Below are 22,102 nucleotides of genomic sequence, written 5' to 3'. Positions count from 1 at the left end.
CTCTCAGGTGGTCACGGCGGGGACGACGAGCCCCAGCGCGTGGATCCGGGGGATGACGGTGTTCTCCCACTGCTGCAACGCCTCACCGTTGGTGGTGCGCCGCAGGCCGTAGCGGACCGCCCGCTTGGACCGTTCGGACTCCGGGGTGCCGAACAGGTCGCGGAACACCGGCCAGAGCCGGTCCAACGCGGCCTGCAACTGCTCGCGGCCCTCGTCGGTGGCGGCGAGGTTGCGGCAGACCCGGGCACCGTGGGCGATGTGGATCTTCTCGTCCAGGATGATCGTCCGGACCGCGTCCGCCCACGGCTTGTAGCTGCCCTGGGCGAACTCCTTGATCATGATCAGGGCGCTCTCCTCGCCGATGTACGAGTAGATCCCCCGCTCGGCCCAGGTGGTGCACTGGTGCAGCCGCTTGTCGGCGAAGAGCCGACGCTCCTCGATGGACTGGGACTCCATGTGCGAGGTGTCGATGCCGATCTCGGCCAGCACCCGCTTACCGATCTTGTAGTGGTCGTACTCCTCGGCGGCCCGTTCCGCGCACACCTGACGCTCCTCGGCGTTGGGCGCCAGCGGCAGGAACATCATGGTGTAGTCGTCTCCGCCGGAGAGTTCACCCTCCGTGTTGATCATAATTTGACTGATCAACGCCTTCTGGTACGCCCGAGGCATCCGCTTCAGCTCGTCGGGGGTACGTACCACCACTTCCTCGTCGTCAAAGATCTCCACCGGCATAACGCAGCTCGCCTCCTGTTGGCATTCACGCCCGCAAATTACGGAACGGGGGCACCGACACCCGTGCGGTACGACGACGGACCCGCAGGTGCCCCCGGTGAACCGATCTCCTGGCAGAACCCCCGTTCCTCCTCGTCCGACACCGACGGTGACTCAGGTCAGGTTCGTGATCGCCAACCGCCGCACGTCCGACCGCTGGATCTTGCCGAGCGGGGTACGCGGAAAACTGTCGACCCCGAGCTGCGCCAGCGGGACGAAACGGCGCGGCACCTTGAACGCGCTGAGCTGCTTGAGCAACAGCGCGCGCCATTCGTCCTCCCGGGCGACCGCGCCGGGCAGCAGGGTGTAGACCAGTACCAGTTCCACCCCGGTCACCGGGTGCGGCAGCGCGGCGACCACCGCGTCGGCGATCCCGTCGAGCTGCGGCACGACGTTCTCGATCTCGGCCGGGTAGACGTTCTCGCCGCTGACGATGACCATGCTGTCCATCCGGTCCACGATGGTCAGCTCGCCACGGTCGTCGAGGTGGCCGAGGTCGCCACTGCGCACCCAGCCGTCGACCAGCCGCCCGGCGGTGAGCTCCGGCGCGGCCTCGTACCGGGTGAAGATGCTCGGTCCGCTCAGCAGTACCTCGCCGCTCTCCCCCGGCGCGACGTCCCGCCCGTCCGCGTCGACGACCCGGACCCGGGCGAACGGCACCGGCAGGCCGGCGGTGCGCCGGTCCCCCGGTCGGCGGTCCCGGGGCTCCACCACGGTCAGCGAGGTCATCTCGGTCATCCCGTACACCTGGAACACCGGGATGCCGAAGGTACTCTCGAACCGGTGGATCAGGTCGGGGCTGAGCGCCGAGCCCCCGGCGAGGACGCCCTTGAGCCGGCTGCCGGTCGGGCGCTGCGGCCGCTCGACCAAGTGCGCGAGGTAGGCGTTGACCACCAGCGTCCAGGTCGGGCGGTGCCGGTCCACGTAGTTCCAGAACCGGGCCAGCGCCACCTCCGAGCGGACGCAGACCGTCCGCCCCCCGGACCACAGCGGGGTCAGCGTGGGCAGGCCCTGCCCACCGACGTGCAGCATCGGGATGACGTTGAGGAAGACGTCGTCGCGGCCCGCGTCGGCCCACTTCACCATCGCCAGCGAGTTGGCCAGCAGGGCGCGGTGGGACAGCACGACGCCCTTGGCCGCGCCGGTCGACCCCGAGGTGTAGACGATCTCGGCGTCGCCCGCCCCGCCGTCCGGTGGCGCGACGAGTTCCCCCTGGTAGGCGACGCCCCGGTCGAGGACCGCGGCGAGGAAGCCCTCCGCGTCGTCCACGGTCAGCCAGCGCCGGCCCGGCGACGCCTTCGCCGCCGTCGCCGACGGGCCGAGCACCAGCGCGACGTCGGCGTGGGCGAGCAGGGTGTCCAGTTCGGCCGGGCCGGACTTCGGGTTCAGCGGCACCAGCATCCGCCCGGCGGCGATGACGCCGAGGAACAGCAGCGCGGCCAGCGACGAGTTGTGCAGGACCACGGCCACCCGGCCGCCCGGCGGCACCCGGTGCCCGTCGAGCAGCGCCGCGCAGCCCCGGGTGAAGGTCAGCACGTCGGTGAAGCTGATCTCCCGTCCACCCGGCTCCGCCGGGAGCAGGTACGGGTCGTCCCCGTAGGCCGCCGCGGCCTGGGTGACGAGATCCAGCAGGGTCGCCGTGTCGGCGAGGTTCGGCTCGGCCAGCGGACTAGGCATGCGACTCGTCGCGGACGGCGGCGGATTCCACGACCGCGCAGAGCCGGTTGACCGTGGGCGTGTCGAAGATGACGTCGACCACGTCCACCCCGTACACCGCCTCGACCCGGGTCACGATCTCCACCGCGCCCACCGAGTCCATGCCGAGTTCGACGAGGTCGTCGTCGGGACCGACGGTGGACCGGTGGAGGACTTCGGCGCAGATCGACGTCATGTTCTCGTACAGATCGGTCGTGGTCACTGAAGCGGTTCCCCCCATGTCAGATCACCACACGGGCCACGGCAACGTTGCGGTAGCGGCCCCTTCCCCCAAGTCCGGGACTCGTCGGGACCATACTCAGTCCCGTCGTGAACCGTCCAGGGCAACCGTCCGAGCAATCGACCGTGACCGCTCCCACCATCGCGATGCGCCATTAGTCCATGTCATATCCGGATAGGATCGTGGCATGGGGAAGGGGCGACCGAAGGCCAGGCTGGTGCTCACCGACGAGGAACGGGAACAGCTCACGAAGGGGGCCCGCGCGGCCCACTCGACGCAGTCGTTCGCCATTCGCTGCCGAATCGTTTTGGCCTGCGCCGAGGGGGCCACGAATATCGAGGTCGCGACCCGGTTGAACGTTTCACCAGCGACGGTCGGGAAATGGCGTTCCCGGTTCGCCGCCGCGCGGCTGCCGGGGCTCGCCGACGACCCGCGTGCCGGCCGGCCCCGCTCGGTCCGGCCGGAGCAGGTGGACGGGGTGGTCGCGGCCACCCTCGACGCCACCCCCGCCCCGGCGCGACGCTGGTCCCGGGCATCGATGGCCACGTACAGCGGGCTGTCGGCGTCCACGGTCGGTCGGATCTGGCGTCGGTTCGACCTGCGCCCCCACCTCCAGGACGGCCTGACCCTGGCCACCGACCCGGGGTTCGTCGCCCGGGTGGTGGCCCTGGTCGGGCTCTACCGCCAGCATCCGGGGCGGACCCTGGCGCTGTGCGCCACCCCCCGCGACGACCGGCCGGCGACCGGCCACCCGGTCGATCGGGGTGGTGGGCCGCCGGCCGCCGGCCCGCCACCGGGGTACCGGCCGGTGCCCGCAGCGCCCCGGCCGGAGCAGCTCGTGGCCACCGCCGGGGCCGACCCGGACCGGCCCCGGCACGCCGGGGCGTACCGGCGGTTCCTGGTGACGGTGGACCGGGCGGTGCCCGTCGACCTGGAGGTGCACCTGGTCGCCGACGACCCGGCGGTGCACGACGCCCCGGCGGTCCGGGGCTGGTTGACCCGCCACCCCCGCTTCCACCTGCACCTGCTGCCGGCTGGTGACTCCTGGGCCGGCCAGGTCCACAGGTGGTCGCGGCTGCTCGCCGGCCGCGATCCGGCCGCCGCCGGGCCGACCCCGGGCCACCCCGGGGAGCCGGTTGCCCACGGCGCCGACGGTCCCGGGCCCCACGCCGCCGGGGACGCCACCGGCCTGACGACTGCGGCACGCTGGGTGGCCGGCGCGGAGGAGATCCGCCGGGCGCGGGCCCGACATCATGAACGGACTTCCGGCGCATCGACATCTGTCGAACGGGAGGTGTCCGGACGCCTGTCCACCCTGCCAACCGGCATGTGAGATGACAAAGTCGCATCGCGCCCCGGCCCGCAACGACGGGTGCGGGCACCGCGCCCGGGGCGGCGACACCCCCACGCTCCTGACGCATCATGGTCGGGTGCGACGTACACCGCTGGGCCGGCCCGTCACCGTGGCCCGGCTGTCGAGGTCGACGGCACGGTGGTGGGCGTGGCTCGGCCGGCATCCCGACGTGACCGACACGGTCCTGGCCCTGTTCCTGTTGGCGCTGGCCGTGCCCCGGTTGGGTTTCATCGGCGTCGGCGCCCGCTGGCCACCCGACCCGGTGGCCGTGCTGCTGGTCGTCGCCGGCACCGTACCCCTGGCCCTGCGGCGGCGTCGGCCGGCGACCGTGCTGGCGGTCGTCTCGCTGGTGACGGTGCTGCACCGGCCGCTGACCGGCACCGCGGTCCCCGACTTCCTCGCGGTCCTCATCGCCGTGTGGACGGTCGGCGCGCTGTCTCCCGCACCCGTCGCCCGGACCGCCAACGGCGTCGCCCTGCTGGTGGTGCCCACCGCCCTGCTGCCCGGCCTTGACGTGGCCCACCCCGAGGAGGTGCTCCGCAACTACGTGTTGTTCGCCATCGTCTGGGCGCTGGGCAACCAGCACCGGCAGGGCGCCGAGGCCCGCGTCGCGACCGTCCGCGAGCGCGAGGCGCGGCTGACCCAGCAGCGGGAGAGTCTGGTCCGGGAGGCCGCCGCCGCGGAGCGCCTGCGGCTGGCCCGGGACCTGCACGACGTCGTCTCGCACCACGTCACCCTGATGGTGGTGCAGGCGGACACCACCCGGCGCGGGGAGGCGTCGACCCTGTCGCCCCGGACGGCGGGAACCCTGGAGTCGATCTGCGCCACCGGCCGGCAGGCGATGACGGAGATGCGGCGGATGCTCGCGGTGATCGACGTGGAACCGGCCCCGCAGCCGGTGCTCGACGCCGATCTCGCCGGCCTGCTCGACCGGATCCGGGCCGCCGGGCTCTGCGTGGACCTGCGCACCCGCGGCGTACCGGTTCCGCTGCCGCCCGCGGTCGCCGCGCCGGCCTACCGCGTCGTGCAGGAGGCGCTGACCAACACGCTGCGGCACGCCGGGCCGCAGGCCCGGGTGGGGCTCACCCTCGCGTACGAGCCGGGCCGGCTCACCATCCGGGTCGTCGACGAGCCGGCGGTCCGCGGGCCGCGCCCGCCCGACCCCGGCACCGGACGGGGACTGGCCGGGATGCGGGACCGGGTGACCCAACTGGGCGGCACGGTGCGGGCCGGGCCGACCCCGCCGGGGGGCTTCGAGGTCGTCGCCCACCTGCCGCTGCCGACCCCGTCGGACGGGAGCGCCGGCCATGGCTGACGGCCACCAGGAGGCCGGCGGGCCGGCGGCGGTACGGGTCGTCGTCGTCGACGACCAGCCGCTGCTGCGGGACGCGTTCGCGGCGATGCTCGACGCCGAGCCCGGCATCACTGTCGTCGGCACCGGGGACGACGGTGCGGGCGCGCTGCTGCTGGCCCGTCGGCTGCGCCCCGACGTGCTGGTGATGGACATCCGGATGCCCCGGGTCGACGGGATCGAGGCCACCCGGCTGATCACCGCGCTCCCGGAACTGGCGACGACCCGCGTGCTGATCCTGAGCACCTTCGGGCTCGACGAGTACGTCGCCGCCGCATTGCACGCCGGGGCCAGTGGCTTCCTGCTCAAGGACGGCCCGTCGGAGGACCTCGTCCGGGCGATCCGCAGCGTCGCCGCCGGGGAGGCGGTGCTCTCACCACAGGTCACCCGTCGTCTGATCGACAGTTTCGGCCACCTGCTCGGCCGGGCCCGACCGGCGCCGCCGGCGCTGTCGCGGTTGACCCCCCGCGAACGGCAGGTACTGGGTCTGGTGGCGGCCGGGCTGACCAACGCGGAGCTCGCGCGGGAGCTGCGGGTCGGCGAGCGGACCGTCAAGACCCACATCGGCGCGATCTTCGCCAAGCTCGGGCTGCGCGATCGGGTCCAGGCGGTCATCTTCGCCTACGAACACGGGCTGGTCGCCGGCCGGCCGCCACCCCGGTAGGGCGGCCCCTCGTACCGTGGGCGGACCCGGCGGGCGGCCCGTGGTCCGATGTGCCCGCCGCCGCCCGTGCCTACGGTCAGGCGCATCGATTCCCACCCCTGTGGACGGAGACCTGATGATGCGACCATCGACTGCCCGGCCCGGCGGCTGGCCGGCCCGGGGCGCGGCCCTGCTGGCGGCCCTCGTACTGGCCCTGGGCGCGGCCCTGGTGGCGGTGACGCCGGCCGCCGCGACACCCGTTCCGGCGGTGGCCGGCAAGGCGTGCGTGTTCGTCCGGGTCAGCGGGGCCCACGGGTTGGGCCACACCGGCTGGGGCTACCAGTCGTCGACCACGACGTACACCTACGGGGCGACCGAGAACCCGAGCAGCAGCCCGTACGTGCCGGCCGGCGGCGACATCGGCTACTGGAAGGAGTCGGGCTCGTTCACCTCGATGGTCAACGCAATGAAGACACGCGGGTACGACGAGTACACCTGCACCACCGTGGCCAGCCGGCAGCCGGCCGCCGCGGCGGCCGAGGCCCTCGTGGTCAGCGGCGGCGGCTACGCGGCGGCCACCAACAACTGCATGGACCACACCTACCGCATCCTGACCGCGTACGGGGTGCGTTTCCCCGCCCAGCCGTCCTGGAACTGGGCGCCCCGGGTGTGGTTCGACAAGATCACCGACGACCCGGCCTGGTCCCTGCCCGTGGTCATCTCCAGCCCGCTGGGCGTCTGGAAGGTCACCTACTGCTGGAAGAACTTCACCTGCGAGGTCAGTGAACCCTGGACGTTCAAGACCGACGGGCGGGTCTATCTCACCGACTCCAACGGGAACGTGATCTCCGGGCCGTACACCAGCACGCCGCCGACCGCGAGTTGGCTCATCGGCACCGCCACCTACCTCGCCACGGTCGACGGCACCACCATGAAGGGCACCATGTCCACCCCCACCGGCCAGACCGGGACCTGGTCGGCAGAGCGCAAGTGACCCCGGTCGGCGGTTCGCGGTGACCGCGGACCGGCGACCCCGGGACGCGGACGCGCCGCCCGACACATGGTCGGGCGGCGCGTCCGGCCGCGGCTACCGGAGGGCCGGCACCCGCAGCACGGCCACCTCGCCGACGTTGCCGGCCACGTCGACCGCGCGGTAACGGACCCCGTGCGCCAGGTCGTCGAGCGGCACCGGCCCGGTCCAGGTGGTCCACTCCCCACCGTCGAGCCGGTACTCCACCCGGGCCACCCCGGAGTCGGCGTCCCGGCCGGTGACGACGAGCGCCCGGTCGACGAGCGTCGCCTCGGCGGTCGGAGCGACCCCGTCCACCTGCACCGACGTCGCCCAGGTCGGGCTCCAGAGCAGGTTGACCCCCTGCGCCCGGTACTCGATCGTGTGCCGGCCGGCGGGCAGGGCCACCGGCTCCCGGTACGGGAACCAGCCACCCCCGTCGATCTGGTACTCCACCAGCCTGATCAGCTCGCCGTGGGCCAGGGTGAGGGCGGCGTTCGCGCCGTACCAGCCGTCGGCGCCGGGATCGGTGATGCGCAGCCGGGGCTGCCCGCCCCGGTAGCGCAGCGGCTCCACCCCGGTCAGGGTGGGCACCACCGGTGTGATGGTGCCGTCGGCGGCGAAGTACAACCGGTCGATGGTGGTCTCCCGGTGGGTGCCGTCGCCGCCCGGGATGGCGAACCGGTGGTACGCCACGTACCAGTCGTCGGTGCCGGGCACCTGGATGATCGAGTGGTGGCCGGTGCCAAGGATGCCCTGGGCCGGGTCCTTGGTGAGGATCTCCCCCCGGCTGGTGAACGGCCCGAGCGGGCTGCTGCCCGTGCCGTAACCGACCCGGTAGTTCTCGCTGCCGGTGTCGTCGATCGACCAGGACAGGTAGTACACGCCGTTGCGCTTGTGCAGGAACAGGCCCTCGCGGAAACCGGTGAGCCCGGTCAGCCGGACCCGCCGGGCGACGTCGTAGGAGACCATGTCGTCGTTGAGCGGCACCACGTACGGGGTGCCGTTGCCCCAGTACAGGTAGCTCTTCCCGTCGTCGTCGGTGAAGACCGCAGGGTCGATCTGCTGGGCGTTGCCGTAGTCGGCCTTGCTCACCAGGGGCCGGCCGAGCGGGTCGACGAACGGCCCGAGCGGCGAGTCGGCCACCGCGACGCCGATGTTCTGCTGGGCCGAGAAGTACAGGTAGTACTTCCCGTTCTTCTCGATCGCGGCCGGTGCCCAGGCGTTGGTGTCCGCCCAGCTGATGTCCGGCCCGAGGTCGAGGATGGTGTCGTGGGCGGTCCAGTCGACCAGGTTGCGGCTGGACCACACGGTGAACGTCGAGCTGCCCCAGCCGGGGAAGCCGTCGGTGGTGCCGTAGATGTAGTACGTGTCGCCGAACCGGACGATGTTCGGGTCGGCGTTGTACCCGGGCAGCACCGGGGTGTTCATCGGCACCGCCCGCACCGTCCAGGCGCGGCTGGCCCCGGCGGCGCTGGTGACGGTGACCGTCACCGGTCGGGTGTAGTTGCGCGGCCCGGCGGGTCGGACCGTCGAGGTGGGCGCGACCAGGTAGCGCGGGGCGAGGCTGGTCAGGTCGGTGCCCGGCCGGACCGGCAGGGTGATCGTGCCGCTGGCGGCGTCCACGATGGCCGGCACCTTGAGGCTGTCGAGTTCGACGGCGACCACGCTGGTGCCGTTGCTGCCGAGCGCGGCCACCTCGGCGTCGCTGAGCGCCCGGTTGTAGAGGGAGAAGTCGCGGATGCGGCCCTTGAGGTAGCGGTCGCTGGCGTACTGGGAGCGGCCCAGGTAGTTGGCGGTGGTCCGGCCGCCGCCGATGTCGCCGGGCGCGACGGTCAGCCCGGTCTTCTCGGCCACCCGCACCCCGTCCAGGTAGATCCGGGCGGTGCCGGCCCGGTTCAGGGTGTACGTCAGCGTCTTCCACACCCCCCGGGGCAGCGCCCGGCCGCCGGTGACGGTCTGTTCGCCGGTCCAGTTGCCCAGGCTGATCGAGGTCCGGTAGTCGTTGCCGGTGGTGAACAGGTAGCCGTTGCCGACGCCGCCTGCGTCGGTGTTGCCGAGCCCCCACACGAAGTACGGGGTGGCCTGGTCGGCGGCGATGTTCACGTCCATCGACACGGTGATCTCGTCCAGCCCGGACATGATGTTGTCGGGCAGGTCGACGTGGCCGTTGGTGCCGCCGAGGGTGAGGCTGCCGGCGTCCCAGCGGGCGTCACCGGCCAGGGTGGCGTGGTGGCCGTTGCCGGAGTCGTCGGTGACCGTGCCGCCGCCTGCCTGGTCGAGCCGGTAGTGGGCGACCACCCCGTCGGCGTTGGCCTGCACCGGGGGTGGGGCGTCGGTGAGCGCGTCGAGTTCGGCGCGGGTGACCGGGATGACGGTGCCGTGCCGGGGGCTGGCCGGCAGCCGGTAGGACGCCGGCACCTTCCAGTTCGGCCTGGCCAGGTCGTCGGTGCCGAGCGGGATGTAGCCCCGGCCGCCGTACTCGTCGACGAACAGGTAGTACCGCGAGCCGGAGGTGTCGCCGGGGTTGGCCTTGAACACGGTGGGTCCCTCCACCGCGGAGGTGCCGGCGTCACGGCCGATGCACGAGTCGAGCATCGTCCACGAAGGCTTTCCGGGCAGGTCCACGGCGGTCAGCGAGGGGGACTTCTCCTGGATGATGTCGGAACAGCCGGTGCCGCCGCCGCCCTCGTCCTTGGTGAACCGGTAGTAGGTGTCGCCCTCGCGGATCATCGTGGAGTCGATCCGCGACTCGCCCCGGTCCTGCCAGATGGTCGCCGGGCTGAACGTGACGAAGTCGCGGGTGGTGGCGGCCAGCATCCGGTTGTACGTGTTGCCGGTGTGGTCGGGGTCGTTCTCCGCGAACAGCTTCGAGGCCCAGAAGACCAGGTACTCGCCGCGCTCGGCGTCCCAGTACGCCTCCGGCGCCCAGGTGTTGCCGGCGGTCGGCGGGGAGACCTCGACGTGCCGCTGCGCCGACCAGTTGACCAGGTCGGTGGACTCCCACACCTCCAGGTAGCGGCTGCCCCGGCGCTGGGCGGCGTCCCAGTCGCCGTTGCGGCCGATCGACAGGTCGGTGGCGATCAGGAAGAACCGGTCCCCCTCCGGGCTGCGGATCAGGAACGGGTCGCGCAGGCCCAGCGTGCCGTGGGTGGACTCCAGTTTCGGCTGGCCGCCGTTGACCTCCGTCCACTGCAGGGCGTTGTTGCCCCGGCTGGCGGCGAAGTAGATCTTCTCACCGGCGATCGAGTTGCCGGTGAAGTAGCTGAACGCGTAGCCGGCGTACGGCGCGGGGGCCGGCAGCTCACGGACGGTCAGCGTGATGGTCCGCTCGACGGTGGCGGCGCCGACGGTGACCGTGGCGGTCACCGGCACCGTCGTGTCGCCCGCGCCGTGCGCGGGACGACGCACCACGCCGTCGGCGGTGACCACCTCCGGTCGGGCCGAACGCCAGCGGACCGTCGCGTCGTAGCGGCCGGTGGTGGGCATGGTCAGGTTGCCACGCACGTCGTCGGCGTGCACCAGGGTCAGCGCGGCGGCGGCCGCCTCGGCCCGGGTCTGGTCGGACTCCCCGGGTTGCGCGACCACCGCGACCTCGGCGGCGGTGAGGGCGCGGTCGTAGATCCGGAAGTTCGCCACCCGTCCCTTGAGGAACCGGTCGGTGGCGTAGTTCGACCGGCCCAGGTTGTTGGCGGTGGTGACGCCGTTGCCGACGGCGCTGGGCGGCACGGTGACGGCGGTGTTGCGGGCCACCTGCACGCCGTCGGCGTAGAGGGTGCCGGTGGTGCCGGTCTGGGTGTAGACGACCGACTTCCACACCCCCCGGGTCAGGTTGCCGCCGGTGCCGGTGACCTTCTCGCCGGCCCAGTTGGTGGTGGTGATGCCGGCGCGGAACGCGTCGCCGCTGGCGAACAGGTAGCCGGTGCCGGTGGCGGAGGTGGCCGGGTTGCCCAGGCCCCACAGGAAGTACGGGGTCTGCTGGGCCGGGTCGACCAGGACGTCCACCGCCACGGTGAGCGAGGAGCGGCCGGCCAGCAGGTTGTCAGGCAGTTTGACGTGGTCGTCGACGCCGTCGAGCAGCAGCCCGTCGGTGCCGGTCCAGGTGCCGCCGCCGACCAGGGTGCCGTCGTTGCCGTGGCCGGAGGTGTCGACGACGGTGGTACCGGTGCGCTGGTCGAGGTCGTAGCGCAGCAGCAGCCCGGCGGTGACGTCGGCGGCGGCGGCCGGGGCCGCGGTGGCGGGGGCCAGCGCGGCGAGGAGGGTGAGCACGGTGGCGGCGACGACCGTACGGGTGCGGTGGGGGGTGGGGGTGGGGTGGGGGTTCCGGGGAACTGCGGAGGGCATGGGGGATTCCTCGGCGTTGTGAGCGTTAACAGGCTGGAATTGTCAACGCAACAATCAGACGCCGTCAAGGATGTGTCGTCCGCCGATGCGCTGCGCGCACGCCCGCTCACCTCCCGGGAGCCCGCCGCCCCGGGCCGCCGGGCTACCTGATCCGGCGGGTGGAGCGGGCCACGATGTCCGCGTACTCCGGGTGCCGGCCCAGCCAGTCGGCGAGGAACGGGCAGATCGGCACCACCGTACGGCCCCGGGCGCGGGCGTCGTCCATGACCGCGCGGGCCAGCGTCGAGCCGGCGCCCCGCCCCTCGAACGCCGGGTCGACCTCGGTGTGCGTGTAGGCGATGATGGCACCGGTCAACTGGTAGGTGACCAGCCCGGCCAGCGCCCCGGTCTCGTCGCGCGCCTCGAACCGCTCCCGGTCCGGCGCGTCTGTCACAGTCAGCTCCACCGGACCATCCAAACACGCCCGGCCGCCACCGACCCGGCCGGGCGCGCAGCTCAGGGGTCGCCCAGCCGACGGGCACCCGGGCTGCCGACGGCGAGGAACCGCGGCGCACCTGATGGGTTAAAGTCCGGCCGCATGGACGGCACCACGCTGCGAACGTCCCGCCTGAGTCTGCGCCCGGTGCAGGACGGCGACGTCGACCGCATCCTCGAATACCGCAACCTGCCCGAGGTGACGTACTGGCTGTTGCGCACCGAGGTGGAGCCGGCGGCGTTCCGGGCGGCCTGGCGACGCGCGGCGGAGGACCCCGACGACCACAGCATGGTGGCGACCCTGGACGGCCTGGTGATCGGCACGGTCTCGCTCGACGTGGTGGACGGGATGGGGCAGCCGGGCATGCCGACCCGCACCGAGGCCCGGCTCGGCTACATCTTCGACCCGACCCACGGCGGCCGGGGCTACGCCACGGAGGCGGTCGGCGCGATGGTGGCGTACGCGTTCACCCGGTTGGGCGTCCGCCGGATCACCGCCGGGTGCTTCGCCGACAACCTGGCCTCGGTCCGGGTGCTGGAAAAGGTCGGGATGCGTCGGGAGCAGCACGGCGTCGGCGATTCCTGGCACGCCGAACGGGGCTGGGTGGACGGCTACACCTACGCGCTGTGCGCAGACGCCCGGCCCGCCCCACCCCGGTAGGCGCGTCGGGCGGGAGCCGGGTCACGGGACCTGCGGCGGCCGGGCCCGCTGGGGGTGGGGCGTCTCGTGGCGGGCCAGCATGGCGACGAACTCGGCGATCTTCCGCTCCCGGGTCTGCGCCCGTTTCACCGCGTTGAGCCGGTGCACGAGCGCGAACAGGTTGGTCCGGGTGAGCACGTCGAACATGGCCTGCGCGGCGGGGTCGGCGGCGACCGCGGCGAGCAGGTCGGCGGGCACCTCGACCTCCGACGGCGGGGCGTAGGCCGCGGCCCACCGACCGTCCGCTTTGGCGGCCTCCACCGCCGCCCTGCCCGAGGGCTGCATCCGGCCCTGTTCCTCGAGCCGGGCCACGTGGGCGACGTTGCGTTGCGACCAGATGCTGCGCGCCCGGCGGGGGGTGAACCTGATCCAGGAACTCTCCTCGTCCCGCTTACGGGCCTGCCCGTCGATCCAGCCGAAGCACAGCGCCTCGTCGACCGCCTGTTGCCAGGTCAGGGTGGTGACCGTGCCGCCCTTGCGGGTCAGGGCGAGCCACACTCCGGGTGAGGTGTCGTGGTGGGCCGACAGCCAGGCACGCAGCGCGTCCGCATCGGGGACGATCAACTCGTCGAGTTCGGCGCTCGCCATGGGAGGCAGGTTAGCCGCTGCCGGTGACAATTCCACCGGGGGCGCGCAGGCCGTCGACGAGGATGGCCAGCAGGCGCGGCCCCCGGCTGTCGAGTTCGGCGTCGTCCAGTCGGGACAGCCAACTGATCAGGACGATGACGTCCCGGGCCTCGGCGTCGGTGCGGATGCTGCCGGCCGAGCGACCGGCGGCGAGCAGCAGTTCCACCGCTTCGCCGATCGGGCCGAGACTGTGCGCGGCGAGGTCACGCCAGGTCGCCGCCTCGACGGCGGCGAACACGTCCCGCTTGACCCGAGCGTAGGCGGACACCCGGTCGAACCAGGCGGCCAACGCCGCCACCGGCGGATGGGTGGCCAGCAGCTGCGGGGCCGCGGCGACCAGGTCGTCGACCTCGTGGCGGTACACCTCGACGAGCAGGTCCTCGCGGGTGGGGAAGTGCCGGTACAGGGTGCCCTGCCCGATGCCGCAGGCCTTCGCCACCGCGTTGAGCTTCAGCTCGCCCGGTTCGTGCACCAGGTCGCGGGCCGCGCGCAGGATGCGTTCGCGGTTGCGCCGCGCGTCGGCGCGGGACGCCGCCGCGCCCTTGGCAGCAGACGACGCCGCACCCTTGACAGAAGCGGACACGTGTCCGCTAGGCTCGTCGGAGTAACCGGACATGTGTCCACTCTACCCCGAGGAGCATTATGACCATCCCCGGAAAGGTCGTCGCGATCACCGGCGCCAGCAGCGGCATCGGCGCGGCGACCGCCCGCCACCTCGCCGCGCTCGGCGCGTGCGTCGTCCTCGGCGCCCGTCGCACCGACCGGCTCGACCGCCTGGTCGCCGAGATCGAAGGCTCCGGCGGCAGGGCGGTCGCCGCCCGGGTGGACGTCACCGCCCCGGACGACCTGCGGTCCCTGGTCGCCCTCGCGGTGGAGCGTTTCGGCCGGCTGGACGTCCTGGTGGGCAACGCCGGGATCAGCAGGATCGGCACCGTCGCCGAGCTGGACGTCGCGGGCTGGTCCGCGATGGTCGACGTGAACGTCAAGGGCATCCTGCACGGGATCGCCGCCGCGCTGCCCGTCTTCACCCGCCAGGGCAGCGGTCACCTCGTCACGGTCGTCTCGACCGCCGGTCTGAAGATCGTTCCCACCCAGGCGGTGTACGCCGGGACGAAGAACGCGGTACGCACCCTGCTGGAGGGCCTGCGGCAGGAGAGCACCAGCGGAGCGCTGCGGACGACCTCGGTCTCCCCCGGTTACGTCCGCACCGAGTTCGTCGACCATGCCGTCGACGACCCTGCGGTACGCGAACAGGTGCAGCGGGACATGGCCGAGCTCGGCCTCGACCCCGGCGCGGTCGCCCGCGCGATCGCCTTCGCCATCGACCAGCCCGACGACGTCGAGATCGGCGACCTGACCATCCGACCGACCCGCCAGGGCTGACCGTGGCCTCGACCGGCCGGCCTGCTCAGGCCACGAGCAGGCGCAGGCCCAGCTCAGCGGTGTCGCGACGCAGCAGGTCCCCGTTGCGTTGCGCCCACCGGCCCGAGGCCAGGTCCTCCCGCAACATCCCGACGGCCCGCCGTTCCGCCTGCGGCCCGACCCGGGTCCACACCGACACCGCGCGCCGCACCCGCTCGTCCAGGTACGCCTCCGGCCGCCGCCAGTACGCCTCGAACAAGCCGTCGGCGCAGTCCCACGGGACGTCCACCGGCTCGGCACGCCCGCCGATCGCGCGGGTCAGCTCGGTGAGCGGAGGCCAGTCGACCAGCAGGCCGGCGAACTCCGGCAGGTAGTCGCGGGTCAGCCAGAACCGCTCCCGCCAGCCGACGCCGTCGGCGTCGTAGGTGAACACCACCACCCGCCGGGCCACCCGGCGCATCTCCCGCAGCCCGGCGACCGGGTCCGGCCAGTGGTGGACGGTGCTGACCGCCATCGCCGCGTCGAAGGAGCCGTCGGCGAACGGCAGGTCTGCCGCGGTGGCGGCCACGCACGGCGCGGCGTCGGCGGGACGCAGCGCCCGCATCACCGCCGACGGCTCCACCGCCGTCACCGCGCGGTCGCCGGGTTCGTACGACCCGGTGCCGGCCCCGACGTTGAGCACGGTCCGGGCGTCCCCCAGCGCCGCCCAGATGCGGGCGGCGATCCGGGGGTCGGTGCGCCGGGTCGCCGGGTAGGCGTCGCCGATGGTGTCGTACAACCGGCCGCCGAAGACCCGCAGCTGTTCCTCCGGGGTGGTGGCGATCCCCAGCGCCCGCGCCTGCAACTCCCGGTCGATCGCCGCGACCAGGGTGGCGGCCCGGTCGCGCTGGTCGGTCAGCAGGCCGCGCAGCCGGCACAGGTGCGCGACGGGGTGGTCGCCGGGTCGTCCACCAGGTCGGCGATCTGCCGGAGCCCGAACCCGAGCCGCCGGTAGCCGAGTACCTCACGCAGCCGACGGACGTCGGCCGGCGAGTACGCGCGGTGTCCCGCGGCCGTGCGCGCGGACGGCGTGAGCAGGCCGATCTCGTCGTAGTGGTGCAGCGTCCGGACGGTGACCCCGGCCAGTTCCGCCACCCGTCCCACGGTCAGGTGTTCGTCCACGGCACCGACTATCGGCCCTCACGCCGCGTGAGGAGCAAGCACCCGCAACGGGTACGGCCGCCGCGGTGTCCGCGGCGGCCGTACGGGGGTTGCTCCGGTCGACCGGTCAGGCGACCGTGCAGGGGATGCCGTTGAGGGTGAACGCGGTCGGTTTGGCGGTGTTGCCGGTGTGGTTGGCCTGGAAGCCGATCTCGACGGTGGCGCCGGGGGCGATCGTCCCGTTGTAGCTGACGTTGCGGGCGCTCACCTGACCGCTGGTGGGCGAGATCGTGGCGCTCCAGGCCGACGTGATGGTCTGCCCCGACGGCAGGGTGAACACCAACGTCCAGCCGTCGATCGTCGAGGTGCCGGTGTTGGTGATGCTGATGCTGGCGGTGAAGCCGGAGTCCCAGCTGTTCATCGTGTAGCCGACCCGGGGCCCGCTGCCACCCGCCGTGGGGGTGGGCGTCGGGGTCGGGGTCGGCGTCGGGGTGGCCGTGGGCGTCACGGTCGGGGTGGGGGTCGGCGTGGTGCCGTTGACGCTGGTCACGAACGTCATCACGCTGCGCGCGGGCAGGTTGACGGTCAGCGAGCCGTTGGACATGGTCAGCGCGCTCTGCGGGGCGACGTTGCGGCTGCCGTCGGTCAGCCAGTTCTGCACGCTGCCCGACGCGGTGGCGCCGGAGAGGGTGAACTGCTGGCTCACCGCCGAGGTGTTCTTGTTGACCGCGACGATGACCACGGTGTTGCCACCACGGTAGGCCGAGACGTAGACGTTCGACGCCGGGTTGGCCGTGGCGTCGACCCGGACGTATCCGGGCCGCACGAACCTGGCGAAGTGCGCCATCATCGCGCCCCGCTTGCTGATCTGGCCGTCCTCGCGCATGGGGCCGTAGCTGCGCCGCAGGTACCACCAGACGTACGTCTGGAACTCGGCGTCGACCATGGACCGGTGGATGTGCTCGCCGACGTCGAGCGCCTCCGGCCAGGCGTCACCCGAGTTCGCGTTGCTGTTCGGGTAGTAGACCTCGGTCATCCACAGTTCCTTGCCCGCGCCCTTCTGCTTGAACAGCGGGTACGGGAAGTTCGAGTACGAGGTGCCGTAGAGGTGGGCCCCGATGATGTCGACGTTGGCCAGCGCGGTGGCGTCGTTGAGGATCGGGTCCGACATCGACTTGACGTACTGGAAGGATTCCGGCGCCATCACCCGGGTGCTGATCACCCCGGAGTTCTCCTTGAGGAACTTGACGATCTCGGCGGAGGTCCACCACGTCCAGTCGTGGGCGTAGTCGGGCTCGTTCTGCACGGAGATGGCGTAGAGGTTCACCCCGTTGTTGCGCATGTACACGGTGAAGTCGTTCAGGTACTGGGCATAGGCGGCATAGGAGCTGGCCCGCAGGCGCTTGGCGTTGGTCTGGCTGCCCCGGGTGAACGTCTCGATCATGCTGGCCGGGGGGTTCCACGGCGAGGCGAAGACGGTCACCCCGAGTTCGGCCGCGCGCTTGGCCGTGGCCAGGTCACGACTCCAGTCCGCCTGGCTCTCGCCGACCGGGATGCGCAGCACGGAGAAGCCGAGCCGGCCCTCACCGGTGCCGAACGCCGTCTCCCGTTGGGCGGCGGTCAGGTCGCCGATCCAGCCGGCGTGGGTCATCGCACCGTAGCCCTTGATCGTCTGCCGGGACGCCGACAGGTTGATGCTGGCCGGGGCGGCCGAGGCCTGCGTGGCCCCCAGGGCCGCCGTGGCCGCCGCGACGGGCACGGCCCCGATGGTGGTCAGGACTGCTCTGCGGCTCAGCCGCCGTCGGCCGCTCTCCGGTTCGTTCCGCTCGTGCGTCATGTTTCGTCCTCCTGGGGTGATGGTGGTGGTACGCGCTTCCCCGGTTACCTGGGCCCGGACGGCACCGGCTGCTGCGTCGCCGGGGAGGGTTTGACCATGACCCGACACCGACGCGCAAGTCTCAATCGACTTGCGTCTCTGTTAACGCTAACCGACCGGACTTTAGTTTTCACCCCTCGCACGGTCAAGAACATGCCGGCCAACAAGGCCGCCGACCTACGTTGACCAGGACGGCGGCGGCGACGAGCGGTCGGCACGGTATCGACCGCCGCCGTTGAACTGGTCAGTACAGGCGGGAGCGGCGGGTGGGACTGAGGCGGTACTGCTCGATCCGCGTCACCCCGGCGGGAACATCCACCCGCAGCGGTGCGCGGGTCAGCCACACCAGCACGTGTACGTTCTCGCGGACCGGGAGCCCGGGATAGTCGTTCGGAGCGTACTCGGTCCGCAGCACGGCCAGGGTCTCCGGCGGGACCCGGGCGGGGTCGGGAAGCGGTCCGGCCCCGTGCCATACCGTCGCGTACAGGAGGGATTCGGGGTCGGCGGCGTCGCGGTCGTACGTCGGCACCGCAACGATCTCCCGGAGCAGCAGCACGTCGTCCGAGTCGAGCATGGTCGCGTTCGCGGCCGGCCCGTGCCGGGCCCACACCGGGCCGGAGTAGAAGGCCGCCAGCCCCCTGCGACGCGCGGGCATGTCGGTGAAGCCCCGCAACCACACGAACCGGTCGGGACGGTCGAGGTCACGGAACTGGCCCAGCACGGCCATCCCCCGCTCCTCCTGGGTCTCCACGAACTCGCGGTCGAACAGCTCGATCAGCTCGTCACGGCGTCCCGCACGCAGCGTGTAGCAGCGCAGTTCGACGATCACGACAGGATCCTCTCCAGGACGTCGGCGATGGTCCGGCGCGCCAGCGACGCCCGGAACGAGTCGGTCGCCTCGCCGTACAGGTCGGCGAGGACGGGACGGATTCCGCGTCCCACCGGGCACTCCAGGTTGGGCACGCCGGGATGCAGGGCGAGCAGCGGCTCCGGCGAGACGGCGAGCCAGACGTCCGACAACGTGATCTCCGTTGCCGGCCGCCCGAGGGAGAAGCCCGCGCCGTTGCCGCGACGGGCCGTCACCAGGCCGGCCCGGTGCAGGTCACCGAGGCTGCGCCGGACGATGACGGCGTTCGTGTTGATGCTCGCCGCCACCTCCTCGGAGGTGAGCACCAGCCGGCCGCGACGCCTGGCCAGCTCCAGCCAGGCCAGGGCGTGGGTCGCGATCGTCACCCTGCTGTTCGCCGCCACCGGGACAGTCTCACTGATCGACCCATCAGAAGCAACAATCTCTATTACGTCCGGTCGCCCGTACCCGAAGGGTGCGACGCCGGGCGGCGGCCCCGCGTTCCGGTCTGTCGACGGTGGAGCGGGATCGGCATACGCCGGGAGGTGCCGCACCACGGCATTGACCTGCATGGCTTCACCACGACGAGATCAACTTGTCACGCCTGCGACACGATTCGGCCCAACAGTGGGTCAACATCGCCCACCCTCAAGGAGCGTCATGGCCCCCACCCCACCGACCGACGCGGAACTGGACGTCCTCATCCGCGCCCGGCTCGCGTCGCTCGGCATCGACCTCGACCAGCTTCCCCCCGGCACCACCGCCGACCCGCAGACCGGCTCCCCCGGCCGGGACTCCGTGCTGGCCTCGCTGCGCTCCTTCGTCCGCGGCACCGTCGGCACCCTCGCCGCCTACCAGCCGCCCGCCCCGGCCGGCACCGACCCGGCCGTGGCCATGGCGCTGTCCCAGCAGCCCGCGCCGATGCTCTACCCCTCGATCAGCACGGAATGGCGGAAGTGATGAGCACAGCACCTGCCGACCGCGGCGTCGACCGCCGCGCCTTCCTCGCCCGGACCGCCGCGCTGGCCACCGCCTCGGCGGTCGGCGGCGTCGTCGGGCTGCCCGCCGTCGCCTCCGCGGCCGGCGTCAGCCGCGCGGCGGTCGTCCCGCCCGGCCGCTACAACCCGGCGCTGGCCGTACCGAACGCCTACGTCAAGCCACGCCCGGAGGCGGTGGCCGACCCGACCGAACTGACCGTCGCCGAGGCCGCCTGGCTGATCCGGGCCGGGAAACTCACCCCGGAGAAGCTGGTCGAGGCGTACCTGGCCAGGATCAGCCGCCACGAGACGACCTACCAGGCGTTCAACCTGGTGCTCGCCGAGCAGGCGGTCAAGGCGGCCCGCGCGATGGCCCGCAAGCCGCACCGGGGTGCGCTGCACGGCATCCCGCTGGCCATCAAGGACAACTACTACACCGCCGGGGTGCCGACCACCGCCAGCTCCTACCTCTTCGCCGACTTCCGGCCCCCGTACGACGCCACGGCGGTGACCCGGCTGGTCACCGGCGGTGGGGCGATCGTGCTGGGCAAGACCCAGATGGGCCCGCTGGCCACCACCCGGGCCACCACCCCCGCCGGGGTGGTCACCACGGTCAACGCCTGGACCCCCACCAATCCGGCCACCGACCCGGGCGGGTCGTCCACCGGCACCGCCACCGCCGTGGCCGGACGGCTCGCCGCCTCCGGCACCGGCACCCAGACCGGCGGCTCGATCACCGCGCCGTCCAACGCGCAGAACCTCACCGGCCTCAAGCCGACGATGGGTCGGGTGTCGCTGCACGGGATCATCCCGCTCAGCTACACCCGCGACCACCCCGGTCCGCTGGCCCGCGACGCCAAGGACGCGGCCATCATGCTCACCGCGATGGCCGGCGAGGACCCGGCCGACCCGCGCAGCCAGGGCCTGCCGGAGGTGCCGAAGCTGATCGACGCGGCCACCCCCACCTACCAGGGCGGCACGCTCAAGCTGCGGTGGAAGACCCGGATCGGGGTGCTGCCCGGCTTCACCGCCGGCACCTCGGAGACCGCGCTGGCCCGGCAGGCGTACCTGGCGAAACTCGCCGCGATCACCGGCGCGACGATCGTCGACGTGCCGCTGCCCGACGAGTGGGAGCTGCTCACCGGCAGCGCGTTCAACAACGTACGGCTGCCCGAGCGTACCGAGCCGTTCCTGCCCTACCTGCGCACCGACCTGCGGGGCTTCGGGGTGTCGGTGACCGGCTGGTTGCAGGGGGCGCTGCTGGGCGGCGGCGAGTTCATCACCGGCCAGCGGGCCAAGCTGCTGCTGATGGAACGGGTGCTGGACCAGCTCTTCGCGCACTGCGACGTGGTGGTGCAGACCGGTCCGGTGCCGTTCGACATCCTCGGCCTGCCGGAGATCGGCTTCCCGATCGGGTTCACCGGCGCGGGCCTGCCGATCGGCACCATCCTCGGTGGCCTGCCGTACGGCGAGGACCGGTTGTTGTCGGTGGTCGCCGCCTACCAGGCGGTCACCGACTGGCACCTGCGCCGGCCGGCCGATCCGCCGACCACCCCGGTGACGGGCCGCAGCGCCGTCCCCGCCGGCCTGCGGCTCACCGCCGACCAGGTCGCCCAGCTCAGCCAGTGACCGTCAGGCCGTCCGCCCGCCGGCTCAGCGGCGGGCGGACGGCACCGGCGGCTGACCACCGTCGGCGGGACGCGCCGCCACCGGCGCGACACGCCCGGACGGATCACCCGCACCGGCGTCCGGTGGGCCGGGTCGCCCGATCTCAGCCGATCGTGGTCAGTTTCGGTAGCACCTCGTCGGCGATCCGGTGGGTGAACTCCACCGGGTGCCGGTCCGGGGTGACCTGGACCTCGGTCACGCCGAGCGCGGCGTACCCGGCCACGTCGGCGAGGAACGCGTCCACGTCGGCAAGCGGCGGCCGCATCACGATGACCGTCTTGTCGATGGTGTCGTAGTCACGGCCCTCGGCGGCGCAGTGCCCGCGCAGCACGTCCAGCTTGTGCGCCACCTCGGCCGGGCTGCTGCCGAACAGGTTGCAGGCGTCGGCGTAGCGGGCCACCAGCAGCAGGGTCTTCTTCTCGCCGCTGCCGCCGATCATGACCGGCGGGTGGGGCCGTTGCAGCGGCTGCGGCGCGTTGAGCGTCTCGGCCAGCCGGTAGTGCCGGCCTTCGAACGGCCCGTCGTCGTCGCTCCACATCTGCCGGCAGATCAGCAGCGTCTCCTCAAGCCGTTCGAACCGCTCGGCGACCGGCACCACCGGCACCCCGAGGCCGCGCTGTTCGCGCTCGTACCAGGAGGCACCGATGCCGAGCCGGGCCCGGCCGCCGGAGAGCACGTCCAGCGTGGTCACGATTTTGGCGAGCAGCCCCGGGTAGCGGTACATCACGCCGGTGACCAGCACGCCGAGCGTCATCCGCGTGGTCCGCGCCGCGACGAAACCCAACGTCGTGTACGCCTCCAGCATCGGCTCCTCGGCCGGGGCCATGGCCTCCATCTGGAAGTAGTGGTCCATCACGGTGAACGATGCGACCCCGGCCTCCTCCGCGATCGTCGCGGTCTCGATCAGCGTCGGTGCGATCGCCGCCGGATCGGTCGGGGTCGAGTAGTTCCAGTAGTGCAGTCCGAGTCTCATTGCCTCGCCCACCTCCACACCGAATCCTAGTGGCGCACCGGGGCACCCGC

General features: G+C 72.4%; 19 protein-coding genes and 1 pseudogene. 8 read left to right on the top strand and 12 right to left on the bottom strand.

Going from position 1 to position 22,102, the window contains the following annotated elements:
- Positions 1–3 precede the first annotated feature (3 nt).
- The 3 genes from ACN260_RS11280 to ACN260_RS11270 all read right to left on the bottom strand — a co-directional run bounded on the left by ACN260_RS11280 (position 4) and on the right by ACN260_RS11270 (position 2,689).
- Entirely contained in the window at positions 4–726 is a 723-nt protein-coding gene (locus ACN260_RS11280; protein ID WP_211291637.1) for a Phenylacetic acid catabolic protein, read from the bottom strand.
- Positions 727–885: 159 nt separating this feature from the next.
- Positions 886–2,448, bottom strand: coding sequence for a class I adenylate-forming enzyme family protein (locus ACN260_RS11275; protein WP_422755912.1), 1,563 nt, complete (start codon positions 2,446–2,448; stop codon positions 886–888).
- Positions 2,441–2,689, bottom strand: coding sequence for an acyl carrier protein (locus tag ACN260_RS11270; RefSeq protein ID WP_422755911.1), 249 nt, complete (start codon positions 2,687–2,689; stop codon positions 2,441–2,443). Before ACN260_RS11270 ends, ACN260_RS11275 begins: the two co-directional genes overlap by 8 nt.
- Before the next feature lie 205 nt (positions 2,690–2,894).
- Between ACN260_RS11270 and ACN260_RS11265 the strand changes: the two genes are divergently transcribed.
- The 4 genes from ACN260_RS11265 (at position 2,895) to ACN260_RS11250 (ending at position 7,049) form a co-directional block, all read left to right on the top strand.
- Positions 2,895–4,040: an IS630 family transposase gene (locus ACN260_RS11265; protein ID WP_422755910.1), complete on the top strand. Its 1,146-nt coding sequence runs from the start codon at positions 2,895–2,897 to the stop codon at positions 4,038–4,040.
- Positions 4,041–4,137: 97 nt separating this feature from the next.
- Positions 4,138–5,376 carry a sensor histidine kinase gene (locus ACN260_RS11260; protein WP_422755909.1) on the top strand — a complete coding sequence of 413 codons (1,239 nt, stop codon included), beginning with the start codon at positions 4,138–4,140 and terminating at the stop codon, positions 5,374–5,376.
- Positions 5,369–6,076 carry a response regulator gene (locus tag ACN260_RS11255; RefSeq protein ID WP_422755908.1) on the top strand — a complete coding sequence of 236 codons (708 nt, stop codon included), beginning with the start codon at positions 5,369–5,371 and terminating at the stop codon, positions 6,074–6,076. The genes ACN260_RS11260 and ACN260_RS11255 overlap by 8 nt, the downstream gene beginning before the upstream one ends.
- Before the next feature lie 115 nt (positions 6,077–6,191).
- Positions 6,192–7,049: a hypothetical protein gene (locus ACN260_RS11250; protein WP_422755907.1), complete on the top strand. Its 858-nt coding sequence runs from the start codon at positions 6,192–6,194 to the stop codon at positions 7,047–7,049.
- 93 nt (positions 7,050–7,142) lie between these two features.
- On the opposite strand, the gene ACN260_RS11245 is transcribed toward ACN260_RS11250, so the two are convergent.
- The gene (locus ACN260_RS11245; protein ID WP_422755906.1) at positions 7,143–11,408 is read right to left on the bottom strand and encodes a family 43 glycosylhydrolase; all 4,266 of its coding nucleotides are present in this window, start codon (positions 11,406–11,408) and stop codon (positions 7,143–7,145) included.
- Between the two features lie 142 nt (positions 11,409–11,550).
- Positions 11,551–11,841, bottom strand: a complete 291-nt coding sequence (locus ACN260_RS11240) for a GNAT family N-acetyltransferase (RefSeq protein ID WP_422755905.1) — start codon at positions 11,839–11,841, stop codon at positions 11,551–11,553.
- A gap of 144 nt (positions 11,842–11,985) precedes the next feature.
- On the opposite strand from ACN260_RS11240, the gene ACN260_RS11235 reads away from it, so the two are divergent.
- Positions 11,986–12,543: a GNAT family N-acetyltransferase gene (locus tag ACN260_RS11235; RefSeq protein ID WP_422755904.1), complete on the top strand. Its 558-nt coding sequence runs from the start codon at positions 11,986–11,988 to the stop codon at positions 12,541–12,543.
- 21 nt (positions 12,544–12,564) lie between these two features.
- Here the strand turns inward: ACN260_RS11235 and ACN260_RS11230 are convergent, their stop codons facing one another.
- Both ACN260_RS11230 and ACN260_RS11225 read right to left on the bottom strand, forming a co-directional pair.
- A complete protein-coding gene (locus tag ACN260_RS11230; RefSeq protein WP_422755903.1) occupies positions 12,565–13,170 on the bottom strand; it encodes a YdeI/OmpD-associated family protein in 606 nt (201 codons plus the stop codon).
- A 10-nt stretch (positions 13,171–13,180) separates the two neighbouring features.
- Positions 13,181–13,792, bottom strand: a complete 612-nt coding sequence (locus ACN260_RS11225) for a TetR/AcrR family transcriptional regulator (protein ID WP_422755902.1) — start codon at positions 13,790–13,792, stop codon at positions 13,181–13,183.
- A 59-nt stretch (positions 13,793–13,851) separates the two neighbouring features.
- Between ACN260_RS11225 and ACN260_RS11220 the strand changes: the two genes are divergently transcribed.
- Positions 13,852–14,592: an SDR family oxidoreductase gene (locus ACN260_RS11220; protein ID WP_422755901.1), complete on the top strand. Its 741-nt coding sequence runs from the start codon at positions 13,852–13,854 to the stop codon at positions 14,590–14,592.
- A 25-nt stretch (positions 14,593–14,617) separates the two neighbouring features.
- Here the strand turns inward: ACN260_RS11220 and ACN260_RS11215 are convergent.
- The 4 genes and pseudogenes from ACN260_RS11215 to ACN260_RS11200 all read right to left on the bottom strand — a co-directional run bounded on the left by ACN260_RS11215 (position 14,618) and on the right by ACN260_RS11200 (position 18,820).
- Positions 14,618–15,732 (bottom strand): annotated as a pseudogene (locus ACN260_RS11215) (MerR family transcriptional regulator).
- A 106-nt stretch (positions 15,733–15,838) separates the two neighbouring features.
- Complete coding sequence (locus ACN260_RS11210; RefSeq protein ID WP_422755900.1) at positions 15,839–17,548, bottom strand: cellulose binding domain-containing protein; 1,710 nt, start codon at positions 17,546–17,548, stop codon at positions 15,839–15,841.
- 283 nt (positions 17,549–17,831) lie between these two features.
- On the bottom strand, positions 17,832–18,416 hold the full coding sequence (locus ACN260_RS11205; RefSeq protein ID WP_422755899.1) for an NIPSNAP family protein: 585 nt from the start codon (positions 18,414–18,416) through the stop codon (positions 17,832–17,834).
- On the bottom strand, positions 18,413–18,820 hold the full coding sequence (locus tag ACN260_RS11200; RefSeq protein WP_422755898.1) for an Rrf2 family transcriptional regulator: 408 nt from the start codon (positions 18,818–18,820) through the stop codon (positions 18,413–18,415). The genes ACN260_RS11205 and ACN260_RS11200 overlap by 4 nt, the downstream gene beginning before the upstream one ends.
- A gap of 274 nt (positions 18,821–19,094) precedes the next feature.
- Between ACN260_RS11200 and ACN260_RS11195 the strand changes: the two genes are divergently transcribed.
- Both ACN260_RS11195 and ACN260_RS11190 read left to right on the top strand, forming a co-directional pair.
- On the top strand, positions 19,095–19,394 hold the full coding sequence (locus ACN260_RS11195; RefSeq protein ID WP_204923113.1) for a hypothetical protein: 300 nt from the start codon (positions 19,095–19,097) through the stop codon (positions 19,392–19,394).
- The gene (locus tag ACN260_RS11190) at positions 19,394–21,040 is read left to right on the top strand and encodes an amidase (RefSeq protein WP_422755897.1); all 1,647 of its coding nucleotides are present in this window, start codon (positions 19,394–19,396) and stop codon (positions 21,038–21,040) included. The genes ACN260_RS11195 and ACN260_RS11190 overlap by 1 nt, the downstream gene beginning before the upstream one ends.
- 142 nt (positions 21,041–21,182) lie before the next feature.
- Here ACN260_RS11190 and ACN260_RS11185 read toward each other — a convergent pair whose 3' ends face one another.
- On the bottom strand, positions 21,183–22,052 hold the full coding sequence (locus ACN260_RS11185; RefSeq protein WP_422755896.1) for an LLM class F420-dependent oxidoreductase: 870 nt from the start codon (positions 22,050–22,052) through the stop codon (positions 21,183–21,185).
- Positions 22,053–22,102 lie beyond the last annotated feature (50 nt).

It is taken from the genome of Micromonospora sp. WMMD708, assembly GCF_049315245.1.
Lineage (GTDB): Bacteria > Actinomycetota > Actinomycetes > Mycobacteriales > Micromonosporaceae > Micromonospora > Micromonospora wenchangensis.
This window is presented reverse-complemented; position numbering and strand designations above follow the sequence as displayed.